General features: G+C 61.3%; 18 protein-coding genes, 2 tRNA genes and 1 pseudogene. 8 read left to right on the top strand and 13 right to left on the bottom strand.

What is annotated here, in order from left to right; translation table 11 throughout:
* Positions 1-10 precede the first annotated feature (10 nt).
* Positions 11-667 (bottom strand): annotated as a pseudogene (locus U9R61_RS19880) (nucleoside phosphorylase).
* A gap of 426 nt (positions 668-1,093) precedes the next feature.
* Between U9R61_RS19880 and U9R61_RS01115 the strand changes: the two are divergent.
* The 3 genes from U9R61_RS01115 (at position 1,094) to U9R61_RS01125 (ending at position 2,381) form a co-directional block, all read left to right on the top strand.
* Positions 1,094-1,169, top strand: a tRNA-Ala gene (locus tag U9R61_RS01115).
* A gap of 5 nt (positions 1,170-1,174) precedes the next feature.
* Positions 1,175-1,250, top strand: a tRNA-Ala gene (locus U9R61_RS01120).
* A 252-nt stretch (positions 1,251-1,502) separates the two neighbouring features.
* Positions 1,503-2,381 (top strand): isoaspartyl peptidase/L-asparaginase family protein, encoded by an 879-nt coding sequence (locus tag U9R61_RS01125; RefSeq protein ID WP_416208800.1) that lies wholly within the window; start codon positions 1,503-1,505, stop codon positions 2,379-2,381.
* Between the two features lie 134 nt (positions 2,382-2,515).
* Here the strand turns inward: U9R61_RS01125 and U9R61_RS01130 are convergent, their stop codons facing one another.
* The 5 genes from U9R61_RS01130 to U9R61_RS01150 form a co-directional block, all read right to left on the bottom strand.
* Entirely contained in the window at positions 2,516-2,785 is a 270-nt protein-coding gene (locus tag U9R61_RS01130; protein ID WP_322486987.1) for a hypothetical protein, read from the bottom strand.
* Entirely contained in the window at positions 2,763-2,954 is a 192-nt protein-coding gene (locus tag U9R61_RS01135) for a hypothetical protein (protein WP_322486988.1), read from the bottom strand. The genes U9R61_RS01130 and U9R61_RS01135 overlap by 23 nt, the downstream gene beginning before the upstream one ends.
* A gap of 192 nt (positions 2,955-3,146) precedes the next feature.
* Positions 3,147-3,425: a hypothetical protein gene (locus tag U9R61_RS01140; protein ID WP_322486989.1), complete on the bottom strand. Its 279-nt coding sequence runs from the start codon at positions 3,423-3,425 to the stop codon at positions 3,147-3,149.
* A gap of 47 nt (positions 3,426-3,472) precedes the next feature.
* Positions 3,473-3,883: a YkvA family protein gene (locus U9R61_RS01145; protein WP_322486990.1), complete on the bottom strand. Its 411-nt coding sequence runs from the start codon at positions 3,881-3,883 to the stop codon at positions 3,473-3,475.
* 251 nt (positions 3,884-4,134) lie between these two features.
* Positions 4,135-5,829 carry a collagenase gene (locus tag U9R61_RS01150; RefSeq protein WP_322486991.1) on the bottom strand — a complete coding sequence of 565 codons (1,695 nt, stop codon included), beginning with the start codon at positions 5,827-5,829 and terminating at the stop codon, positions 4,135-4,137.
* 480 nt (positions 5,830-6,309) lie between these two features.
* On the opposite strand from U9R61_RS01150, the gene U9R61_RS01155 reads away from it, so the two are divergent.
* A complete protein-coding gene (locus tag U9R61_RS01155; RefSeq protein ID WP_322486992.1) occupies positions 6,310-6,501 on the top strand; it encodes a hypothetical protein in 192 nt (63 codons plus the stop codon).
* 432 nt (positions 6,502-6,933) lie between these two features.
* On the opposite strand, the gene U9R61_RS01160 is transcribed toward U9R61_RS01155, so the two are convergent.
* From U9R61_RS01160 to U9R61_RS01190, 7 genes are all read right to left on the bottom strand, one after another.
* Positions 6,934-7,149 carry an IPT/TIG domain-containing protein gene (locus U9R61_RS01160; protein WP_322486993.1) on the bottom strand — a complete coding sequence of 72 codons (216 nt, stop codon included), beginning with the start codon at positions 7,147-7,149 and terminating at the stop codon, positions 6,934-6,936.
* A gap of 37 nt (positions 7,150-7,186) precedes the next feature.
* The gene (locus U9R61_RS01165) at positions 7,187-7,423 is read right to left on the bottom strand and encodes a hypothetical protein (RefSeq protein ID WP_322486994.1); all 237 of its coding nucleotides are present in this window, start codon (positions 7,421-7,423) and stop codon (positions 7,187-7,189) included.
* The gene (locus U9R61_RS01170) at positions 7,360-8,127 is read right to left on the bottom strand and encodes a DUF2341 domain-containing protein (protein WP_322486995.1); all 768 of its coding nucleotides are present in this window, start codon (positions 8,125-8,127) and stop codon (positions 7,360-7,362) included. Before U9R61_RS01170 ends, U9R61_RS01165 begins: the two co-directional genes overlap by 64 nt.
* Before the next feature lie 3 nt (positions 8,128-8,130).
* Positions 8,131-8,547 (bottom strand): hypothetical protein, encoded by a 417-nt coding sequence (locus tag U9R61_RS01175; protein WP_322486996.1) that lies wholly within the window; start codon positions 8,545-8,547, stop codon positions 8,131-8,133.
* Positions 8,548-8,601: 54 nt separating this feature from the next.
* Positions 8,602-8,808 (bottom strand): hypothetical protein, encoded by a 207-nt coding sequence (locus tag U9R61_RS01180; protein WP_322486997.1) that lies wholly within the window; start codon positions 8,806-8,808, stop codon positions 8,602-8,604.
* Between the two features lie 398 nt (positions 8,809-9,206).
* Positions 9,207-10,055, bottom strand: coding sequence for a pepsin/retropepsin-like aspartic protease family protein (locus U9R61_RS01185; RefSeq protein ID WP_322486998.1), 849 nt, complete (start codon positions 10,053-10,055; stop codon positions 9,207-9,209).
* Positions 10,048-11,487, bottom strand: a complete 1,440-nt coding sequence (locus tag U9R61_RS01190) for a deoxyribodipyrimidine photo-lyase (RefSeq protein WP_322486999.1) — start codon at positions 11,485-11,487, stop codon at positions 10,048-10,050. The genes U9R61_RS01185 and U9R61_RS01190 overlap by 8 nt, the downstream gene beginning before the upstream one ends.
* A gap of 237 nt (positions 11,488-11,724) precedes the next feature.
* On the opposite strand from U9R61_RS01190, the gene ruvB reads away from it, so the two are divergent.
* The 4 genes from ruvB to U9R61_RS01210 all read left to right on the top strand — a co-directional run bounded on the left by ruvB (position 11,725) and on the right by U9R61_RS01210 (position 15,531).
* Entirely contained in the window at positions 11,725-12,777 is a 1,053-nt protein-coding gene (gene ruvB / locus U9R61_RS01195) for a Holliday junction branch migration DNA helicase RuvB (protein ID WP_322487000.1), read from the top strand.
* A 1-nt stretch (position 12,778) separates the two neighbouring features.
* Entirely contained in the window at positions 12,779-13,555 is a 777-nt protein-coding gene (locus U9R61_RS01200) for a glycosyltransferase family 2 protein (protein ID WP_322487001.1), read from the top strand.
* A 109-nt stretch (positions 13,556-13,664) separates the two neighbouring features.
* Positions 13,665-14,615 (top strand): homocysteine S-methyltransferase, encoded by a 951-nt coding sequence (gene mmuM, locus U9R61_RS01205; protein ID WP_322487002.1) that lies wholly within the window; start codon positions 13,665-13,667, stop codon positions 14,613-14,615.
* Positions 14,608-15,531 carry a DUF3445 domain-containing protein gene (locus U9R61_RS01210; RefSeq protein ID WP_322487003.1) on the top strand — a complete coding sequence of 308 codons (924 nt, stop codon included), beginning with the start codon at positions 14,608-14,610 and terminating at the stop codon, positions 15,529-15,531. Before mmuM ends, U9R61_RS01210 begins: the two co-directional genes overlap by 8 nt.
* The last annotated feature ends 88 nt before the right edge of the window (positions 15,532-15,619 follow it).

Here is a 15,619-nt window from a genome sequence, read left to right on the forward strand (position 1 = left end):
GGCAACCACGTCAAAGTGCAAGACACGCATCGGCGCACAGCCAGAAGAGACTCTGGCGAATATCGATTCTCGACTGCCATGCACGCTGATCCCATACACTCCCGCTCACATCGTCGCCACTGCATAAGACCTGCCCAAACGTTACCCCGCGAAATTGTGCTACCGCCATCATCCCCGCCGTTTCCATTTCGACGGCGAGACAATCCTCGGCTTGGCGTTGGGTGATGGTGTGCGCTGTCTCACGGTAGGGGACATCGGTCGTCTACGTTTTGCCAAGGCGATAAGAGAGACCGCGCTGGCGGATGGTGTCTACGAGGGCCTTGACGCCAGTTTCATCGGCCACGACTTCGCGGCTTGGCGGAAGATAATGGTACGAAACGCATTCGGCGCGCACCGCCGCCGAGACGGCGATCAAGCCGCCGGCGTGCTGGTCAAGTCCGCCACATTCGCCGCAAGCGATGAATTTTCGGCAGCCAAGCTCAATCGCTTCTTCAAGGAATCCTGCCGCTATCGGCGTGCCAACGCTGGGACGGAAGAATGCTAACCGCCGATCTTGATGAGTTATCTCGAAGATGGGATGCGGCCCATCTTCCCACTGATGGGTAGCCAGCGACGTTGGCGGGTTTGATGCGGGCTTCGCGGGTAGGATCATATTCGAGAATTGCATGATCGTAGGTTGTCTATATTATTCAACACGTTGCTGGGGTAAGCGCGGATGGTTTCAAAAGATACGGTGAAATTCCTGCCTTGATTTGATAACTTGCGCGCGCAATGCCGCTTTGTAAGCCACGGGTTCCTAAGTTGAAAGGGTGGTGTGGTTGAGCAGTGCTTGTAACCAACTTTTGCTTAACACCTTGTCTAGCACACTTGACCAGATCCGGCTATCTACCTAAAACGCTGTGTTGTGTGGGAATAGGCCACACCATAGATGCATTACTACTATTTGTATCCTGTTGCCACACCTGCTGTCAATGAGGATAGCTGCTTGTCACACTCTAAAATGCCTAAGCCAATGCGCTGCTCCGTCTCTCCCCAACCCCACTTCACCGTTTGACATCCGGCGCTATTCGTGGTAAGATGACGCGGTGTGAGCGGGGGTGTAGCTCAGTTGGTAGAGCGCGACAATCGCACTGTCGAGGTCAGGGGTTCGAATCCCCTCACCTCCACCACGCTCGGGGCCATAGCTCAGTTGGAAGAGCGCAACACTGGCAGTGTTGAGGTCAGGGGTTCGAATCCCCTTGGCTCCACCAGTGACCCGCCGCCTTTGGGGCGGCGGTTTTGATTTTGTCAGGCGCAGGAGAGCTAGACGCCTGTCCGGCTGCGCGAAGTGCGCAAAGGAATGTTAGGCGAAGTATACGCGAGGTGATGGCTAATCTCTGCACTCTCTACGTCTTGGCGTCTTTGCGTTCCTAGCCCTCCCCTCGGAAGGGGAGAGAACCATACTGCGTTCTCGATATACACGCTTGAATGATGGAAGGTGCATAGTGGCAACCGAGTCGTTGATGGCGTTGATCGTTCACGGTGGGGCGTGGGCGATCCCTGATGATCAAGTGGCGGCCCATGTCGCCGGCTGCGCGGCGGCGCGGGAGGTGGGTTGGCAGCGTTTGCAAGCCGGCGGCAGCGCGCTCGATGCGGTTGAGGCGGCGGTGCGGGTGATGGAAGATGACCCGATTTTTGATGCCGGCACCGGTTCGGTGTTGACCAGCGCCGGGACGGTGGAGCTCGACGCGGCGTTGATGGATGGGCGCACGTTGCGCTATGGCTCCGTCGCTGGTCTGCGCCGCATTCGCAATCCGATCACGCTGGCGCGCCATGTGCTCACCGGCCCGGCGACGATGCTGGTCGGTTCCGGCGCCGAGGAGTTTGCGGCGGCGGTGGGGATGCCGTTTTGCGCGAATGAAGATCTGATCGTCGAGCGCGAACGGCAGTTGTGGCTGGAATGGAAGGCTAAAGGTGCGGCGCCGCCGCCTGCGAGCGGCCACGATACGGTGGGGGCGATTGCGCTCGACCGGGCCGGCAATCTGGTGGCGGCGAATTCGACTGGCGGCACGCCGTTTAAGCTGCCGGGCCGGGTGGGAGATACGCCGTTGATCGGTTGCGGGTTGTATGCGACGCCGGCCGGCGCGGCAGTTTGCACCGGTTGGGGTGAGGCGATTACGCGCGTGGCGCTGGCTCGCCGCGTGGTTGAGCTGCTCGAAGACGGGATCAGCCCGCAAGAAGCCGCTGAGGCCGGGATCCGTCTACTGGGTGAGTTGGCGCCTGAGGGGCGTGGCGGGGTGATTGTGTTGACACCGGACGGCACGGTCGGGTTGGCGTGGAATACGCCGCGCATGGCGTACGCCTATATCAATGGGCGCGGCGAGATGCGGTCGGGGGTGTGAGAGGATGTGAGCGGCTTAGGGCAAGCTGAACACACTCTTGAGGGGACTGGACATTGTTCAGTCCCCGCCGCTACTGCTGTCACGGACAAAAACTGGTTGCAACCTCGCTGCACGCCTGGGTGGATTTGGATAGCTCATTCGCACAGCTCGGCTGTTTTCGTAAAGCGCACAGTAATGGCTTGGTTGCCAAGCGTGCCAATGAGTTCGATTGGTGTGTTTTGGGTAGGAACGTATTGTGAGAAGTTGCTAGATATTGACACGAGAATGTACTCGTTTCCTGTTGCCATCACATCGAGCGTTACCCGCTCTTCTGGGGCGATATTGGCTTGACCCACCTCAAATGCCGTTTCACATCTATTCTGTACCTCAAGTACGCCGCCGTTACCGCTGTAGCCGGTAGGCATAGGCTACGCTGGGTTGAGCGGTGGTGTCGTCCCATTCAGTCGTTCCCGGCGGCACGATGGCGAGGTCTTCCCAGATTCTATCGGCGGTGCGGCGTTGCAGCAAGTAGCCGGTAGTGGCGCTCGCTACCGATGCCGTACCTGCGCCGGCTAGCGTCCAGCTCACTCGCATAAAGGGTTGCGATGCTGGATCGGATGGCTTGATGGGTGCAACGCGGTGAGCGAGTTAGAGCGCATCACTAAGCGCACAAGTTGCGATGCTGGATCGGATGGCTTGATGGGTGCAATAGCTATGGAGATGATTTTGGGTTGCCAGTCTTCGCCGAGGGCGATCACCCGGCCTTGGCCGGTCTGCGCAGAGATCTCACGACCATAGCTGATCGCTGCTGAGCCGCCGTTGGTGCCGCTGCCGAGCGACTGGCCCAAGCTCGCACCACCAGACCCCATCAGGGAACCGTGCCATTAGCGAGTGGGTAAGATGCAGGGCCAGATGGTTCTTCCCGCTGCCGCCAGCGCCAGTGCTCGTGACAAGGCGGGTTTCGTTGAGCAGGGCTTGAATAGCATAGACGTGGCGCTGGCGACCGAATAATCGCGGCGCCGGCGGTAGATTGGGTATAGCAATCGCGTTATCGGGAAGTATCACCTGTCTCTGCCCTATGTCGTGGCGACATCATTTGGGATATGAGCGCACTAGTTGCCTATCACGATCCACCCAATCACGCCGATAGCGATAATCCAGACGCCAATCACCAATACCGCGCCGGCCCAACTCACTGGCTTCTCGTGCGCTATGCGGATGGCAGCCTGCTGCCGCGCCTCAGTCATCACTGCGGGAGGGATCAGTTTGAGAGCGAGAAAGATGCCTAACGGCGTGATGATGAGATCGTCGAGATACCCCAAGACCGGGATGAAATCGGGAATAAGGTCGATGGGGCTGAAGGTATGCGCCACCACCAAGGCCACAAATGCTTTGGCGTACCACGGCGTGCGCGGATCGCGCATCGCGATGGCGAGCGCGTAGGCTTCGTGTTTGAGCGCGCGAGCGCGGGTTTTGAGGGGAGTGAGCATGGTCGGGTTTGGAATAAACGATGTTACGATCACGTAAGCTCTGATATGGCTAGATCAAGGCCCTGCTTGGAGAACGGGCTATTATCGAATTGTATCATCGCTTGTGTCGATATGTTTGAGTACGTGGGGGTCGCTCGCCGAGCGGCTCGACATGACGTTGCCCCTCGGCGTGCTTTACACTCGAAAACTGCTTGGTGCGGGGATGGGGAGCCGCACCGCCGGGCGGCTGTACGATAGGGATGCTCGGCGAGGTAAGAGCCGCACCGCCGGGCGGCTTTACCGGTTTACCGGCACCACCGCTCAATCGCGGCATGCCAATCGGCTTCGGCGGCGGCCCAATCCGGCCAGCCGCCCAATTGTGGCCAATCGCGCAGGCGGTAGGTCTGGGTACGCCACGCATTGCTGAAGGCGGCAGCGGCGGCTGGCCGTTCGGTGAGCAGGAAGTGCATCAATGCCCATGCCGCTGGGTAGTCGAACATCCCGTACTGATCGTACCCCTCGCGGCGGGCCACTATATCGGCCAACGCTGGTTTGAGCGGCAGCGCGCAGATCGTGGCGAGATGGCGGCGGTGCGGTTGCAGCGGCCCCTCAGGTTGGGTCTGCGCAGCCATTACTTCGGCCAAACCCTCATCAAACCAACCCTTTGGTTCGGCGTGGTAGCCGGGGCTGAGCCACTGGCCGGGGAAGAGGTACGCAGCAGTGACGGCATGGGAGGTTTCGTGACGCAACGTCGCTTCGAGTGCATTCGCGGTCTGGCCTTCGCCGCGCCGGTAGCTGTAGAGCGTGTTCTGCTGCACGTCGTAAATGCCATCAACATCGACGGTAAAGGGTGTAAAGGCGCGCATATAGTCGCGATACGCGGCTTGGCTGGGAAAGATCAGCACCCGCAGCGGCAACCGCTCTTCGCTGGGGATCGGCGTGGCGCCGACCGGCTCCAGCAAGCGGCGGGTCTGGGCATAAGCGTTGGCCACCGTCGCTGCTAGTGTATCGGCATCCGTCGCAGCGGCGGGGCCGGTACGGAGGAGGACGGTCGGTGTCGTGGTTTCAACCGGCAAAGCCAGTTGCTCGTAGTCTTGGCGCACCGCATGAAAGCGCGGCGCAGCGGCCCATTTGTCGGCCAGCCGGTCGGCGGCGCGAGCCAACGCTGCCCGTGCGGTCAGCGCAGTCGGCGTACTCTCAAGGAAGGTGAGCAACGCCGCGCCACGCGGGTCGCCGCCATCCGCGGCTACTTGCAACGGCGGTTCAGCGGCCAGCGCCGCCGCCACCGCGTGCTGCCACGTTGTGCGCTCGCTGAGCTGGTCATCTCGCAGAAAACTGATCGCTTCAGCGGCGGCGGTGCGCACACCGGGATCAGCGCTGGTCAGTGCCGTCGCGATAAACTGGCGCGCATCCGCGCTGAGCGGCCCGCGTTCGGCGGCGATCAGCCTTGCGCGAGCGCGAGCGACGCGGTAGCGCAAGGCTGGCGCGTAGCCGTCCGTGAGTGCCACCTGTTCGAGCGCCGCCGCCGCGGCCCAGCTTGGGTAATAGATTCCATCGAGCAACCAAACCGCATCTTGCAATAGAAAATTATCGCGTTCGCGCTCAAGCAGCGTGATTGCCACTGTCTGCACGGCACCCTGTTGCTGCGCCATCAACTCGCGGGCCCGCGTCGCCGGCCCGCTCTCGGCCAAGCGGCCCAAGATACGCAGCGCATTGCGCCGGGTGCGATCATCGACCGCCGCATCGCCAGCGATACCCAACAGCGCATGCACGTGCTCTGGCTCGATCCGTGGCCGCAACGCCGCCGCGATCTGCTCGGTGCAGTCATAGTTCGCCTGCGGCAACACCGCCAGTAGGGCCGCCGCATCGGGGTAGGCCGGCTGCGGGCAAGCCGGTGTGCGGACCGGCGGCGGATTGGCTGGCGCTACCGCGAGCGGCAGCCGTGATCCCGCCGGGATGAGCAGAGTCAGCGTGATGAAGATGGCGAGCAGGTGGCGCATGGGTGTCACGTATCACGTCGCACTGCCGTGTGATCCCTCATTTCCGGGCAGATGCGCAATGTAATGGTTGAGCTTGGTCGCCGGCGCTGTGCGTGAATTGCCAATATCTATGGCTCATGGTACACCAAGCTGTTTTGACGTTTGTCGCAGATTGCAGATTGTGGCATTCTTGCTCGATGGCAATCACTATTGCTTGGCAGGAGACCATCTCGTAGTCGCGTTTCAAGCTGGAACCTGATGCTCCTTGGTCATATCTCGTGCAATACTTCGAGCGCACACGGCTCGAATATCACCCTGAACTCAAACCGGGCGTGTGGGCTGTTCAGACTTTGTTGGGGCTGGTGGGCAATGAGGTCACTGCCCAACGCCGCGCTGCGCAAGAGCTGCCGTTTCTCCCTGTGACCAAACAATACTGCTATCTCGTATTTCCCGGAGACGCGGCATACCCTGCGCGGGCAGTTCAAGACCGACTGGGAGAGTATGGGTGGTCTGATACGGCATAGCTACCCCATTAGCGAAGAATGTATCGAGGTCAATCGCGATGATGGACAGGCCTATCTTGTCCAGTATTTTGAACGGAGCCGCATGGAATGGCATCCAGAGGGAGAGGTCGGGCGTGTCCTGCTTGGCCGATTGGGGGCTGAGGTGCTGTCTGCGCGGTATGGCCGGTAGGTGAGTGTTAAGGATTGAACGGGCAGCACATTGGCGCAGTGGGTATAACACAAAGCCGCGGTAGCGCCGGACGGCTGTCCGGTTCCGCGGAGGACGCAAAGGTTTTTTGGTAAGATGTACTTTCCCGGTTGTCATTGCGAGCCGAGCGAAGCGAGGCGAAGCAATCCCCCGCGAGTACGGGAGCTATCCCCTCAGGCATGGGTTCCGCCGAAGGGTGAGATTGCTTCGGGCGCTGCGTGCCCTCGCAATGACAGGATGCTTCCCCCCTCCGCATCCTCAGTGCCCTCTGCGGTAAAACTTGCCCTCCCCCCAGCGGGAGGAGGCTGGGAGGGCAATGGGGAATAGTCGTAAAGAGCCACCAGAAACACAAGATCGTTTTGTACCTGTTGCGTCTTTTGGCGGCTATTCCGCATGCGTTGGTTCGGCGCTGACCTAGCGCTGCCCTGCCGGTACGTACAGCAGGTGAACGCCGGGGGGCGGTTGATCGCCGCACCACAAACTCTCGACCAAGGTATCGCGTTCGCCGTCGGGGTTGATGGCCGTCACATCCACCCATCCCGGTGCGTGCGGCGGGGCCGTGGAGTACAGCAGCGTCGCATCGACTGGCACAATGTTCCGGCAGGGGGTGTCGCCGATCAGCACGCGCACGCCGATCACCTGCTCTGCGCCAGCGGTCGCCTGCGGTTCAGGGAAGGCGAAGGCCGGATGCGCACGTTGTCGAAGCGCACGTCAAAGCTGGCGACGGTACTGGCCCGTAGCTGAAGAAGCCGAGGACTGGCGTCAACGTGGTTGTCGTGGCGAGCACCGTATTCAAATTGCCATCTTCGCGCCAGCGCAGCGTTCGCGTTGTCGAACCGGTCAGACCGATGCTGAAGGTGCGCCGGTTGAAGACGCCGCTGGTGACGGTGCTCTTCTCGACCATTTGCCAGCCGCTTTGCCAAAAGGCAATGTGCTGCCGCCAGTAACCGATCCCTGCAGGTTGAGCATCGTTCCCAACCCGGCCTTAAATCCGTCTGGGCCATTCACAATGCTCAGCTCGGTGTCGATCGCCACGTCTTGCGGGAGGGTCAGCTTCCACGTGTGAGGCGAGAAGCCAGCGATGTTGAATTGGTTGGCGGCGGTGGTTTGGCCGGTTACGCGCAGTTGCCCGCCGGTCTCGGCGCTGGTGGAGAACGCGCCGCTCGGAATGGAAATGTTCCAAAAAGGACTGATCACACCGTCTTGGAAGTCATCGAAGAACAAGAAGGTGTCGGCGCTGCTGCTGGCGCTGGTGTGCAGCGCGTTGCCGTAGGTCGCGGTGATCGCGCTCGTGCCGACCGGCAGGTGCGGCACTTTTACCCACACCCGCGTGGTAGCGGTATTGCAGCCGCTTTCAAGCCAATAGTCGAGCGAGCTGAATTCGTCGGCAAAACGCAGGTCGCCGCAATCGGGGCGCAGTTTGCCGGCAGCGATCAAGGCGGTAGTGTCGAGTGTGACCTGCACCGGGTAGTTGTACAGCGGGGCAGTGGTGGTGCTGGTGACGCGCGTCTGCTGAAACGCTTGGTTGACCATATCAACCAGCCGCATCCGAGTTTTAGGCGTGGCATTGATCTCTGGCGGAATGCTGCTAAAACCCATCCCGCTCATGTGCTACTCACCCCAATGCCCGTAGATGCCGATGTCAACGTAGGCCAGCCGCGGATCGCCGTCGAACCGGCTGAACGCATTCATCAGCGCTTCAACCCGATCAAGAAAGGCCGGATTGTTCCGATACGGCACGAACATGTTGTTGCATTCGGCCTTAGAGGATGCAAACCTGCGGCCCATTGCCGGATCGTTGGCAATGTAATCGGGCACGCCAGTCAAGCCGTCGGTTTGACCATCGCCATCGCCTTCATACTCGCTCAAAATCATCACCCGAAATGCAAACCGGCGTCCGCGCTGGGCCGCCTGCTCGAGGTGCCATTCGATCAGGTTAATGCCGGGGGTGAAGTTGTCCTTTTCCCGTTCCAACGCGCGCCACACAAAGCGTTTGTAGTCGTCGTAGTACACGCGGTTGGCGGGCAACCCGATTTGATCGAACCAACCTTGATCGTAATTACCCGACGTATCGTGCCAGCCCTAACGGTAATCGCCTACCAGCGGGTTAGGTGTGACACCGGTGGTTTGCCCAACTCCATTGGCGTCGAAATTGCCTTCTCCGTTGCCGTAGGGGATGATTGGGAAGGTGACTCTCGGGTTCGTTGAGGAATAAGCTGGAACAGGCAGCGAAGCGACCAACAGCACGAAGATGAGCAGCATGGTAAGTTTACGAGGGTAATGGTGCATAGGACTTGCCATTGTCTAGAACTTTCTGCGCAATGTGTGACCCGCTGGGTGATAACTTGCACCGCTCACGCTGGAAGATGGTTCGGCTGTCTCATAGCGCGCAGTAGTTGTCGTTAAACAAAGATTTAGATTTCGTTTAGCATTACCTTCATTCCTGATACCCGCTATCAATAGTACCGTCTTCCCCAATCTCGAACTGGTTTTGCGACGTACTAGGTACATAGTATGCTTTTTAGCGCTGCTCTTCTACCTCAACTCGCACCCGCTGGGGGCGAGGGACCCCACCCCCAGCCCTCCCCCAGAATCCTTCGCGCCTTCGCGTTTGAAAACTTTGCGTTCTTGGCGTCCTTTGCGGCTTTGCGTTAACCGCTTTGCGCCTCTGCTCGCTCTGCGCCGTCTTAAGCGTCCACAATGCACACTTCGCGCCGGTAGTCGAGGGTAACGCGCCGGAAGCGGCTGAGCAGCCGGTTGCCGGCGTTAGCCCTCCCCCGCCGGCCAAGGTCGCCATGGCTGGTGGCGGGCACGTCAACCGCGACGTCGCGCAGGTGGAATGGCCCAAGTTGCAGATCGACCGCCATGCCGAGCGCGACCGGCGCGGCGGCGGCGAAGCCGTGGCCGGTGGTGGCAGGGGTGGCGCGTGTGTTGAGGCCAACTGCAGCAGCGAGATCAGGGCTGAGGGTAAGGTCGCTGTTCGAGCCGGTATCGATGGTGAGCAGTAGGTCGGCTGGGTGCGGCGCGGTGACGCGCGCAGTGATCGCCGGAAAGTGCTCGAAGAAGCGCAGCGGCAAGGTAGCGCCGTTGGAGCCGGGTGGCGGCGGGGTGAGGTCGGGGTGGCAGAGGCGCAAGCTCTGGGTGGCGTAGTTGATAGATAGGTTGAGCTGGTGGAGAACGTTGTAGCCGAGCACGATGTCCACCGGAAACGGGGCATAGGTGAGGTCAACCGCCATCAGGTAGAGGTTGCGCAGCGTCAATTCGCCGATGCGTAGCCAAGGCAGCACCGTTTCGGTAAAGGGCACTGCGTCAGAGGTGGCATCAGAGCCGAGGGCGAAATCGCCGATGCGCAGATCGAGCCGGCGGGCCAGTGTGAGGTTAATCGCCGAGGGGTCGGTGCCGGTGTCGATCAAAACCATCAGCGGGCGTCCGCCGGGGCCGGCGGCGCCGCAGCGCACGACTTGCGGTTGCCAAACCAGCGGTACGTCGGTCAGACCGCTGGCCGGAAATTCGAGCCGGGTCTGATCGTCAAGCATACTGTTCCGTGGCAGTGCCGTTGTGACGGGTGGCGGCGCGGTAGAGTTCGAGCGCGCGCATGCGCTGGGTGGCGTGATCGACGATCGGGGCTGGGTAGTCGCGCCCGATCTGCACCCCGGCCCGAATCTGGTCGGCTGCCGGCAGTTGGTGCGGTTCGTGGATGAAGCGCGCCGGTACGCGGGCCAGTTCGGGGACGTAACGCCGCACATATGCACCGTCGGGGTCGAATTTTTGCCCTTGGCTGACCGGGTTGAAAATGCGGAAGTAGGGTTGGGCGTCGGTGCCGGTGCCGGCTGCCCATTGCCAACCACCGTTATTGGCCGCCGGGTCGCCGTCGATCAGCAGATGCATGAAGTGCCGTTCGCCCCACCGCCAGTCGATCAGCAGGTCTTTGGTCAAGAACGACGCTACAATCATGCGGGCGCGGTTGTGCATCCAGCCTTCCTGTTGCAATTGGCGCATTGCCGCATCGACAATCGGGTAGCCGGTTTTGCCCTCTTTCCAGGCGGCAAAAAGGGCTGGATCGTTCGGCCACGCGATTTGGTCGTAGACCGGCTTGAAGCTGCCGCGCAGCGCGTGCGGAAAATGGTAGAGCACCTGCACGTAGAAATCACGCCAGATCAACTCGCCGATCCAACTCTCTGGCCCCGGCCCGGGCGGCGCGGCCCGCGCCGCAACCACACATTGGCGCGGTGAGAGGACGCCAAAGCGCAGGTAGGGCGAGAGGCGCGAGGTGCCGGCGGCGGCCATAAGGTCGCGCGCGGCGGCGTAGTTGGCAATGGTATGTTGGATGAAGTGTTCGAGGGCGGCGAGGGCTGCCGTCTTACCCGCAGCGAAGCGGGGCACGCGAGCCGGCGCGTCAGGCAAGAGTTCGTTCAACGCCGGTAGTTGATCGCTCGCCGGCAACGGGATGGCGGCCAGCGCAGGCAGGCCTTGCACCTGCGCCGGTTCGCTCTCAAGCCGGGCGCGCCAGCGTTTGGCGTAGGGCGTGTAGACCGTGTACGGCTGGCCGGCCGCCGTCACCACCTCGTTCATCTCAAAGATCACCGCATCCTTGTAGCTCTTGGCCAGATAACCGGCGGCGCGCAGCTCGCGCTTGATTGCGCTATCGCGCTGGATGGCGTAAGGCGTATAGTCGCGGTTCCACGTCACCCCACGCGCGCCGCTCTCGCGCAAGAGGGCCATCAGGGTGGGGAGCGGCTCGCCGCGCCGCAGTACCAAATACAACCCCAACCCGCGCAGCTCGGCGTCGAGCGCGGCGAGGCTGTCGAGCAAGAACTGGGTGCGGGCCGGACTGGCAAAGCGCCCGTGGATAATCGCGTCGTCGAAGATAAAGACCGGGATCACCGCGCCGCCGGATTGCGCCGCCGCCGCTAGCAGAGCTGTATTGTCGCGCAGGCGCAGATCGCGCCGGAACCAGTGAATGATCATAGGCGATCAGGTAAGGTGCTCTGGGCAAAAGCAAACTATTCTCATTATACGAGAATTTCTGATTGGTGAGCGGCTGATGGAATATTGTTGAAATAGACACGGGTATGACGTCATAAACCCGCGCCAATCCGTCACATCCGTGTGAATCCGTGTCCCGTTCACCATTTCCTGCCTCATTCAATGGTATAATCAGCCCAGATACGTACACCTGTGCGACAATGCGGTGAAAGGATGGGCATGAGCGCCGAGCGGCTGGTGAATCCTCATTCTGACAGCGACGACCAGCAGGTCGAGAAGAGCTTGCGCCCGCGCACGCTGAGCGAGTTTATCGGCCAAGAGAAGATCGTCGAGCAGTTGCGGATTGCAATTGCTGCCGCTCGCGGGCGCAACGAGTCGCTCGACCATACCCTCTTCTACGGGCCGCCGGGCTTGGGCAAGACCTCGCTGGCCAATGTGATCGCAAACGAGATGGGGGCCAAGATCAAGATTACCAGCGGGCCGGCGATCGAGCGGGCTGGTGATTTGGCGGCGATCTTGACGAGCTTGCAGGCTCACGATGTGCTGTTTATTGATGAAGTGCATCGCTTGAACCGGGCGGTGGAAGAGGTGCTCTATCCGGCGATGGAGGATTTCGCCCTCGATCTGGTGGTGGGCAAGGGGCCGGGGGCGCGTAGTTTGCGCCTCAGTCTGCCCCGCTTCACCGTGATCGGCGCGACCACCCGGCTGGCGTTGCTGACTTCGCCGTTGCGCGATCGGTTTGTCTCGGTGCATCGCTTGGTGTTTTATTCCGATGCAGCGATGGCTGAGATTGTCAGCCGTTCAGCGCGGATTTTAGGTGTGCCGATCAGTCCCGAAGGCGCGCGCGAGATTGGCCGGCGGGCGCGCGGGACGCCGCGCATCGCGAACCGGATTTTGCGCCGGGTGCGCGATTATGCGCAGGTAGTGGCCGGTGGCGCGATTACGCTGGAGGTGGCGCGAGCGGCGCTGGCCCAACTTGAGATCGACGAGTTGGGGTTGGATGAGAATGACCGCCGGTTGTTGCGCGCGATTATCGAGCTGTTCAACGGCGGGCCGGTCGGCCTGAGCACACTGGCGGCGGCGCTGGCCGAAGAGGTTGACGCCATCGAAGACGTGTACGAGCCATTCATGTTACAGCTCGGCTTCTTGCAGCGCACGCCGCGCGGGCGCGTCGCCACTCGCCGCGCCTACGAGCATCTGGGGTTGCCCTACCCGGAGCGCGCGCTGCTTCCCGATGAGGAGAGCGGGCCGCAGCAAGGGACGTTATTCTGATATGGCTTGCCTATCAATTGCGATCATCGCCCGCGATGAAGCGCGGCATATCGCCGGCTGTCTGCGCAGTGTCGCCGGTCTCAGCGACGACGTGGTGGTTATTGTCGATGCACAGACCCGCGATGCGACCGCAGCGATCGCCGCCGCGCACGGCGCGCGCGTGTTGATCGAGCTGTGGCGCGGCTTTAGCGCCCAACGCAACTTCGCCCTGCAATGTTGTCGCGGCGAGTGGGTGCTCTTCATTGATGCTGATGAACGGCTGACGCCAGAGCTATTCGTCGAACTGGCGACCCTGCTGCGGCGCGACCCGCCGGATCACATTGCCGGCTACCGCATCCCGCGTTACAACCTCTTCTTTGGCCGGCGCTTGCGCGGCGGTGGCTGGTACCCCGACTGCCAACTGCGCCTGCTCCGCCGCGAGGCCGCGCATTTCGATGAGCGCGTCGCCGTCCACGAAGTCGCTACGCTGCGCGGCGAAACCGGCGCACTGCGCGGTCATCTGCTGCACCTCAACATCGAACGGCTCGATGAGTTGTGGCAAAAGCAGGCCCGCTACGCCTTCGCCGAAGCGACCATGTTCTACCGCGCCGGCAGGCGCATGCGCTGGCGCAACCTGATCGGCGCGCCGGCCCGCGAGTTTACCCGCCGCTACATCCGGCTCGGCGGCTGGCGCGATGGCTGGCTGGGGTTGTTTCTCTGCGCGACGCTGGCGTGGCACGAGGTGGTGAAGTTTTGTATGCTGCGCGGGTTGCAGGAACGCCAAGGCGCTAAGACATAATGTAAGTAAAACAGCAAATTCGTAACATATTTCTGATCGCCAAACGTTATCAAAATGTCTTTGCGACTTCGCGTCTTTGCGTGTTTATATCCAAACAAAGGATACGGTTATGAATCCGATTGCTGATGCGTTAGCGCAGCGCCCGCTGCTGATCCTCGACGGCGCGCTAGCGACCGAACTCGAACGGCGCGGTTGCGATCTGGCCGATCCGCTCTGGTCGGCGAAGGTGTTGATCGAGAACCCAGCCTTGATCCAAGCCGTACATGCCGATTATTTCGCCGCCGGCGCTGACGTGGCGATTACAGCCAGTTATCAGGCGACCATCCCCGGCTTTATGGCGCGTGGCCTGAGCGAGGCTGAGGCGATTGCCCTCTTGCAGCGTTCGGTGGCGCTGGCCCGCGCCGCTCGCGATGCCTTCTGGGCCAAACCAGCCAACCGGATCGAGCGCATCCGCCCGCTGGTGGCGGCGTCGATCGGCCCGTATGGCGCGTATCTGCACGATGGTTCAGAATATCGCGGTGAGTATGGCTTAGCGGTAGCTGACTTGATCGATTTTCACCGTCCGCGTATGGCTGCGCTAGCCGCCGCTGAACCCGATCTCTTCGCTTGCGAGACGATCCCGTGCTGGGATGAAGCTCGGGCATTGGTGGCATTGTTACCCGAATTTCCCCAGTTGACGGCGTGGATCAGCTTTAGCGCCCGCGATGGCGCGCATACCTCGCGCGGCGAGCCAATCATTGAGGTAGTCGCCGAGATTGCTGCTCATCCGCAAGTGGCGGCGATTGGCATCAACTGCACGGCGCCGCGCTTTATCGCTGATCTGATCCGCGCTATTCGATCGGTCACTGATAAGCCGGTGGTTGTCTACCCCAACTCTGGCGAGGCGTACGATCCGGTCGGCCAATGCTGGATCGGCCTTGCCGAAGTGGACGATTTCGCAGCGCAGGCCCGGCAGTGGTACAACGCCGGGGCACGCTTGATCGGCGGCTGTTGCCGGACGACACCCGATCACATTCGGGCGCTGGCAGCATGGGCGACGAGTGGGGTGATGCATGGTTGAAGCATGGCCGTTTGATCCATTCGTGATGCCCTCGCCGCACGTCTTGCGGGTCAACGCCTACCCGCTGCACGGCGCGCCGGTGTTTCACGTCGATCCTGCCCACTATCACGCCGAGTTGTCGTTAAAACAGGCGTTATTGAAGGCCGATCACCGCTACTACATGCAAGCGTATCCAGCAAGCCTGCCGGCCCAGTGGGAGCTGTTGGAATGGGGGATGGCCGAACTGGTGCGCAGTTACCCGCAGTGGTTTGTGGTACAGCGCCATGGCGCTGACGTGTATTGGGAAAACCGGCTGCTTGGGCAGACGGCGACGATCCGGCTCGGCGGCGAACTCGATCTGTGGCCGATCGATTGGCTAGGCCGGCAGGTGCAAGAAGATCTGCTTTTACTGGCAGTTGACGAAGCCGCCGGCCATCCGCTCATCGCCGGCCAGCTCTGCTTCCCCAACCGCTGGTGTCTTGATGAGAAGATGGGATTACCGATGGCCGCGATCCACGGCCCAGTACCGCGATTTAGCGAGCGCTTAGCCGACTCAACGAACCAACTGATCGCGCGCCTCCAGCCGTCGCGTCCGGTTTGGCGGCGTAACTGGTCATTGGTGGTGTTGCCCGATCTCGACCTCTCGCCGCGGCTTGGCCCGCTCGATCGCGAAAAGGCGGCAATTACCGCTGAAAATGCCGGTGAGCGTGTCTTCTATCGGGTCGAACGGCAAACGCTGGTGCGCCTTGCTCGTCATCCAGCCGTGTTGTTTACCGTGCGCACCTATGTCGCGCCGATAGCGCGGCTCGCCGCCGATCGGCAATGGGCAGCGGCGCTCGCCAACCTGTTGCAGCAGGTCGAACCATCGATTCTGGCCTACAAAGGGATTCAGCCCTATTTACAACCATTGCTGGCCTATTTGCACGCAGTGCGTTAGCTGCGTGATGTGGAATGCGGCAGTTTAACTGCCGCATTCCAGTGGCGAGTGTGCTATCATGACGTAAAGACAGGGTTAATGGAGGAGA

The organism is Chloroflexus sp. (assembly GCF_034431535.1).
Classification (GTDB): domain Bacteria; phylum Chloroflexota; class Chloroflexia; order Chloroflexales; family Chloroflexaceae; genus Chloroflexus.

Coding starts and splice junctions, on each gene's coding strand:
- U9R61_RS01125 (WP_416208800.1), top strand. CDS start 1,503: ATGGCGTTGATCGTTCACGGTGGGGCGTGGGCGATCCCTGATGATCAA.
- U9R61_RS01130 (WP_322486987.1), bottom strand. CDS start 2,785: ATGCCTACCGGCTACAGCGGTAACGGCGGCGTACTTGAGGTACAGAAT.
- U9R61_RS01135 (WP_322486988.1), bottom strand. CDS start 2,954: ATGCGAGTGAGCTGGACGCTAGCCGGCGCAGGTACGGCATCGGTAGCG.
- U9R61_RS01150 (WP_322486991.1), bottom strand. CDS start 5,829: ATGCGCCACCTGCTCGCCATCTTCATCACGCTGACTCTGCTCATCCCG.
- U9R61_RS01155 (WP_322486992.1), top strand. CDS start 6,310: ATGGGTGGTCTGATACGGCATAGCTACCCCATTAGCGAAGAATGTATC.
- U9R61_RS01165 (WP_322486994.1), bottom strand. CDS start 7,423: ATGGTCGAGAAGAGCACCGTCACCAGCGGCGTCTTCAACCGGCGCACC.
- U9R61_RS01170 (WP_322486995.1), bottom strand. CDS start 8,127: ATGAGCGGGATGGGTTTTAGCAGCATTCCGCCAGAGATCAATGCCACG.
- U9R61_RS01180 (WP_322486997.1), bottom strand. CDS start 8,808: ATGCACCATTACCCTCGTAAACTTACCATGCTGCTCATCTTCGTGCTG.
- U9R61_RS01185 (WP_322486998.1), bottom strand. CDS start 10,055: ATGCTTGACGATCAGACCCGGCTCGAATTTCCGGCCAGCGGTCTGACC.
- U9R61_RS01190 (WP_322486999.1), bottom strand. CDS start 11,487: ATGATCATTCACTGGTTCCGGCGCGATCTGCGCCTGCGCGACAATACA.
- ruvB (WP_322487000.1), top strand. CDS start 11,725: ATGAGCGCCGAGCGGCTGGTGAATCCTCATTCTGACAGCGACGACCAG.
- U9R61_RS01200 (WP_322487001.1), top strand. CDS start 12,779: ATGGCTTGCCTATCAATTGCGATCATCGCCCGCGATGAAGCGCGGCAT.
- mmuM (WP_322487002.1), top strand. CDS start 13,665: ATGAATCCGATTGCTGATGCGTTAGCGCAGCGCCCGCTGCTGATCCTC.
- U9R61_RS01210 (WP_322487003.1), top strand. CDS start 14,608: ATGGTTGAAGCATGGCCGTTTGATCCATTCGTGATGCCCTCGCCGCAC.